Source organism: Oleiphilus sp. HI0128 (assembly GCF_001635365.1).
The window spans coordinates 1-645 of record NZ_LWGG01000011.1 but is presented as its reverse complement, the minus strand read 5'-3'; the positions used below and the strand labels follow the sequence as shown (position 1 = coordinate 645).

At 45.9% G+C, this 645-nt stretch carries 1 protein-coding gene; it reads right to left on the bottom strand.

The annotated features are described in order from the left end of the window. On the bottom strand, nucleotides 1-645 hold a 645-nt coding region (locus A3763_RS00180), incomplete at both ends, for a sensor domain-containing diguanylate cyclase (protein ID WP_156494772.1).

The following is a 645-nucleotide window of genomic DNA, read 5'->3' as shown; positions in this document are numbered from 1 at the left end:
AACAATTGCTTGTGCAAATTGTTTGGCATTATCTGTGCCATCTTGTTTTTCCATCACTGCAATGAATTCGTCACCACCATGTCTAGATAGTAGTGTGTGAGGGGGCAGCTCGGCTTCAAGGCGCAGAGTTATGGCCTTGAGTAGTGCATCGCCAACACCGTGTCCCAGAGAGTCATTTACATCTTTAAATCCATCAAGGTCGATAAACAGGACAATCGTCTGGTCTTTGTTTTGACTTGCCGAAGTCAGGGCGGTATCGAGCCTGTTTGATAGAAGCCTGCGGTTAGGTAGGCCAGTAAGCAAGTCATGATAAGCTCGGTGACGGGCTTCCTCTTCTTTGAGTTTTAGTTCGCTGATATCCCTAAAGCTCCAAGCCAGGCCAATAATCTCGCCAGAGTTGTTTTTCGTCTGGGGGTTGGAATATGCCTCAATAGTTCGACCCTTTAGTGTTTTTATTTCACACAGACGCTGCTCTTTGGGAGTCTCGAGGCTGAATTTAAACTCGGCTGTCAGTGAGTTTGGCTCGCTGATGAGGGTTTCTGTTTCTTTTAGAAAGTCTGCTATATGGTTGATGTTCTTTTCTTCAGGGTCGATACGGAACATCTCACAGAAATTTGGGTTGTAGAGTCTGACTCTACCTTCCAG